Raw genomic sequence first — 4,615 nt, 5'->3', positions numbered from 1 at the left:
CGCGAAGGGGCTCGATCGGCGGACCCCTCAAGCTGAACCGGGATGAACGCCGGGCGTGAGGACGGCGGCAGCGACCTGGTCGCGGTGTGCCTCTTGATCCACTTCCGAAGGAGGTTCGCGTTGACCCCATGTTCGAGTGCAAGCCTCGATACCGAAACCCCAGGCTCAAGGCAGGCCGTGACAAGACGCTCTTTCGATGCCGCCTCGTAGCGCCGGCGACCGTTCCGGCCAATAAGCCTGACCCGCAGTTTCTGATCATCGTCGCTCATCACAAGGTGTCCACCTATTTTGGTGGACACCTCATGCATCAGAGCACTCAAAAGCAAAAGGTGCGGAGAAATTCGCGCTTACACTCGTCCGACCAGCGTCGGCGAAGCTGCCGCGGCGCTCCCTCAAGACGGTCGGCGACCGCTTCGATCATATGGAAGGTTCTAGTTCCAGAACTAGGCGCAGACATAGAAGCTCACATCGGCTCACAAACTCAGCAGCCGATAGCCGATTGCTCACCCCCTGCGCCAGACGGGGTCTCTTTGCCGCTTACGAAGAGTCGTCTTCTGCAAGGGTGCTCACAATGGACGTAAGCGCGAATTTCCCCGCACCTTTTGCTGTTGAGTACTCTGATGCATGAGGTATCCACCAAAATAGGTGGACACCTTGTGATGTCAGACGATGATCAGAAACTGCGGGTAAGGCTTGTTGGTCGGAACGGTCGACGCCGTTACGACGCCGCATCGAAGGACCGCCTTGTCGCGGCCTGCCTTGCGCCTGGCGTGTCGGTATCGAGACTTGCGTTCGAACATGGGGTCAATGCGAACCTTCTTCGGAAATGGGTAAAGAAGCGCACGGAGACGCTGTCTGTCCGGCCGTCCTCACCAGCGGCGTTCATCCCGGTTCAGATTGAAGGGACTGCTGATCGGGCACTGTCGGGACAGAGCCGCATGGATGCGGTGGATTTGCCGGCGACTTGTGATGGGGTGCGTGGATCGGCACCGGAAAGGGCTGCGACGTTTTTCCTCTCCAGCCAAGGTGAGCGCGTCACTGTCGAACGGCGTGAAGCTGACGCTGGAATGCGGTGATGTGAATGTATTGACGGCGATCATCGGAGCACTGGGACATGTTCAGACTGGGCGCTGACCTGAAAGTCTATCTGCACCGTGAGTCGATCGACTTCCGGGCCGGCATCAACAGCCTTGCGGTTCTGGTCCAGGAAACGATGGCGCTCGATCCGTTTGCTCCGGCGGTTTTTGCGTTCTGCAATCGCCGTCGCGACCGGATGAAGTTCCTGTTCTTCGATCGGTCCGGCTTTGTGCTGATCCTGAAGCGGCTGACCGAGGACAAGTTCCGGTGGCCGGGCCGCGAGGCAGCGGTGATCACGCTTACGACCGAGCAATTGCACTGGATCCTTGACGGCATCGATATCGATGCGATGGTCCGCCATCCGGTGCGGCAATATCAGGTTGCTGGTTGAGGGCCTCGAATTGAGCGGTTGACGCGGCGGCATGCTTTCGATTCAAGAATCTGATGAATCGACCCGGCGAACCGGCTGTTGAAGAGTTGATGGCGCGCATTGCTGCGCTGCAGGCGGAGAACCATCAACTCGCCGACCGCGTCGTCAGACTCGAGGAAGAGCTGGCGCTTGCACGACTGCATCGTTTTGCGCCGCGCAGTGAAAAGCACATTGACCGCCTCTTCAATGAAGCCGAACAGGCCGCGGATGAGGACCCCGCCGACAACGAAGATGACGATGTCGTTGCCCTGCCGGACACGGGCTTGCCGGCGACCGAGGGGGCGACGGGAAGGAAGCGCGGCCGCAAGGCCTTGCCAGAGAACCTGCCGCGCGAACGCGTCGAGTATGACCTTCCCGACGACCAGAAGGCTTGTCCTTGCTGCCGTCACCAGATGCATCGCATGGGCGAGACCGTTAGCGAGCAACTTCATATCGAGGTGAAGGCGAAGGTTTTGCAGAATGTGCGGTTCAAATATGCTTGCCGCCATTGTGACCGTACCGACATCAACACGCCGGTCGTGACCGCGCCGATGCCTGCACAACCCTTGCCGGGCAGCATTGCTACGGCCTCGACGCTGGCCTTCGCACTCGTCCATAAATATGTCGATGGCACGCCGCTCTATCGTCTGGCGAAGGCCTTCGAGCGCGCTGGTGTTCCGGTCAGCCGCGGCGCTCTGGGCCACTGGGTGATCGGTTCGAGCGAGAAGCACCTCGTTCGTATCTACGACGCGCTAAAGCTACGGTTGCGGTCGCAGACCGTCATCCATGGCGACGAGACCACCGTTCAGGTGCTGAAAGAAGCGGGCAAGGACCCCACCAGCACCTCGTATATGTGGGCTTATCGCAGCGGCGAGGATAGCGAGCAGCCGATCGTGCTGTTCGATTATCAGCCTGGTCGCGGACAGGAACACCCGCAGGCCTTCCTTGGCGACTATCGTGGCATCCTGATGAGCGATGGCTACGCGGCCTGGCGCACATTGAAAGGCGCCACGCACGTCGGATGCATGGCCCACGCCAGACGGAAGTTTGTCGACGCCCTCAAGGCCAGGAAGAAACCGGGTGGGCCACCGGCCCAAGCCCTCAAGTTCTTCGACCAGCTCTACCGGATTGAAAGACAGGTGCGGGACGAAAAGCCCGGCGACAGCGAAACGCAGGTCGATTACATACGCCGCTTGCGCCAGAAACACAGCCTCCCGGTCCTGGACGCCCTCAAGGCGTGGCTCGATGCAATCGCTCCCAAGGTTGTGCCCGACACCAAGCTTGAGGATGCGGTCTCCTATACGCTCAACCAATGGGAATATCTGACGCGCTACACCGGGGACGGCAGCATGCCGATCGACAACAACCTTCTGGAACGCGATATCAGGATTTTTGCCTGCGGCAGGAAAAACTGGCTCTTCAGCGCTACCGTGGAGGGAGCCAGGGCCAGTGCCGTCATCTATAGTCTGATGCTGACTTGTCGGGCCTGTCGCATCGAGCCCTTCGCATGGCTGAAGCACGTCCTCGCCCAGTTGCCGACACGCCCCGATGAAGCCGATGTCCAGGACCTTCTGCCCTTCAACTTCAAAAAGTTGCCAGCCTGAGCCGCCGCCGCATTACGCCGCTCTACGACGTGCATCGAAATCCGCGCTTACGCTTGAGGCGCAGATGGTTGCAGGCTCTACGGAAGGCTATGGATTTGTAGCAGGCGCCGTTGTCGGTCATGACACGCTCGACCGTTACCCCGAAGCTCGCATAGTAGGCAGAGGAGGCGCGCGGTCTCAGGGGTGCGCACATAGCGCGTGGTAAGCTGCGCGGTCCGGTCGAGCATGGGGAATCTCCGTGTTGCCTCAAAGCGCCGCGGCCAAAGTCGCGGCATGTCGGGGACAGGGTGGCGGAGAGTTCAGGCGTTGGGGGTGGACGAAAATTTTTGCAGGCGCATGTCCCCCCACGATCGCAACCAGGCGAACCGAGGCGCAGTCAGAATTGAGCCGTGGGCGTCATCACGGCGGGTCGCTTTCGCGATCAACTCGCCAAAGGCCACGCAGCAGCCTCAGATAGCCCCGCTCGACCAACGCGATCGACTGATGAATGAGCCGATTCGCTTGACGGCGGGCATACGAATCCTTCCACTCGACGGAACGGCGCTGGGCGTGGTCGGAGGCGAGCACCTTGGCTGCCACGTCTCGCGGACCGCCGCCCAGCTCGTGAACGTCGTAGGCGTGAAGGAGCTGGATCAATCGCCGCTTCTAAAACGACGTCAGCCGCAAGGCCGCTGGGAGAAGACCCATCGGCTGGCCGCCAAGCTGGCGGATCAAGTGCAGCGGGACGTCGCGCGACCTGCTCGTCTTGCAGGCGGACATGGAGTTCGCCCGATCCGCCGGCGATCACGAGCTCACGCCCGTTGGCATCCGTCCGCTCGACGAGCGGCTGCCCGAAGGCGATCCGCCATCATGCCAATCCGCCGCAGCCCAAAAAAAGCAACGCCGAACCGCGGCCAAAACAAAGCCATCGCGCCCCATCATTGATCCGATGGTCAATACAGGAAGTTCGGCGCATCGCCATCCGGCTCGCTCGAAAGCGGATCCACCCCGCACACATCATCGCATGTGTCGCTCTGGCGCAGAGTCCACCAAGCTGCCGCTCAGCGCGCGCACTTCAAAACAAACCGGCAACTGTAATGCTTCTGTAATAGGCCTTTGTTCGTCAAGTCCCTCTGAACAAATCTCATCGCCAGGATCATGCTTCTGTCCGTGGTCGGCACGAAGACCGCCACACCATGCCATCAGATCCAGAGCCGACAGGTCAATCTAGGACGCGTGATCTGCCGCAGCATTCACAGCACTACTCACGACCTTGCCAAGCCCTCGTCCCGGCGACGGGACCCTCAGGAGAACGTACCGTTTCCGGCTCGTTCCGAATCTTCTCTATCTCCTATGCAGCCGCAGCGGTCTTGCTCCAGCGGAACTCGGTCGCGTCCACCCACATGCGATGCAGCACAACGCCCAACTTGCGAGCAAGGGCCACTTTGGCGCGCTTCATGCCGCGTCGTCGCGCAACCTCGAGTGCCCAGCGCTTCAGGCTCGAGAAGCGTGTCGCACGCGTCAGCATGATATGCGCCGCTTCAAA

4 protein-coding genes and 3 pseudogenes are annotated in these 4,615 nt (G+C 60.7%); 3 read left to right on the top strand and 4 right to left on the bottom strand.

What is annotated here, in order from left to right; translation table 11 throughout:
* On the bottom strand, positions 1–269 hold a 269-nt coding region (locus K288_RS51800), incomplete at its 3' end, for a transposase (protein ID WP_027584778.1).
* A gap of 390 nt (positions 270–659) precedes the next feature.
* Between K288_RS51800 and K288_RS51795 the strand changes: the two are divergent.
* The 3 genes and pseudogenes from K288_RS51795 (at position 660) to K288_RS0142585 (ending at position 3,090) form a co-directional block, all read left to right on the top strand.
* Positions 660–1,134 (top strand): annotated as a pseudogene (locus K288_RS51795) (transposase).
* Positions 1,115–1,468 (top strand): IS66 family insertion sequence element accessory protein TnpB, encoded by a 354-nt coding sequence (gene tnpB / locus K288_RS0142590; protein ID WP_027584777.1) that lies wholly within the window; start codon positions 1,115–1,117, stop codon positions 1,466–1,468. The pseudogene K288_RS51795 and the gene tnpB overlap by 20 nt, the downstream one beginning before the upstream one ends.
* Before the next feature lie 53 nt (positions 1,469–1,521).
* The gene (locus K288_RS0142585) at positions 1,522–3,090 is read left to right on the top strand and encodes an IS66 family transposase (protein WP_027584776.1); all 1,569 of its coding nucleotides are present in this window, start codon (positions 1,522–1,524) and stop codon (positions 3,088–3,090) included.
* Between the two features lie 70 nt (positions 3,091–3,160).
* Here K288_RS0142585 and K288_RS55355 read toward each other — a convergent pair.
* The 3 genes and pseudogenes from K288_RS55355 to K288_RS48935 form a co-directional block, all read right to left on the bottom strand.
* A pseudogene (locus K288_RS55355) lies at positions 3,161–3,262 on the bottom strand (IS481 family transposase); the annotation flags it as partial.
* Between the two features lie 227 nt (positions 3,263–3,489).
* Entirely contained in the window at positions 3,490–3,726 is a 237-nt protein-coding gene (locus tag K288_RS55350) for a DUF2285 domain-containing protein (RefSeq protein WP_244443482.1), read from the bottom strand.
* 694 nt (positions 3,727–4,420) lie between these two features.
* A pseudogene (locus K288_RS48935) lies at positions 4,421–4,615 on the bottom strand (IS110 family transposase); the annotation flags it as partial.

Origin of the sequence: Bradyrhizobium sp. Ai1a-2 (assembly GCF_000426245.1) — a bacterium.
Lineage (GTDB): Bacteria > Pseudomonadota > Alphaproteobacteria > Rhizobiales > Xanthobacteraceae > Bradyrhizobium.
This window is presented reverse-complemented; position numbering and strand designations above follow the sequence as displayed.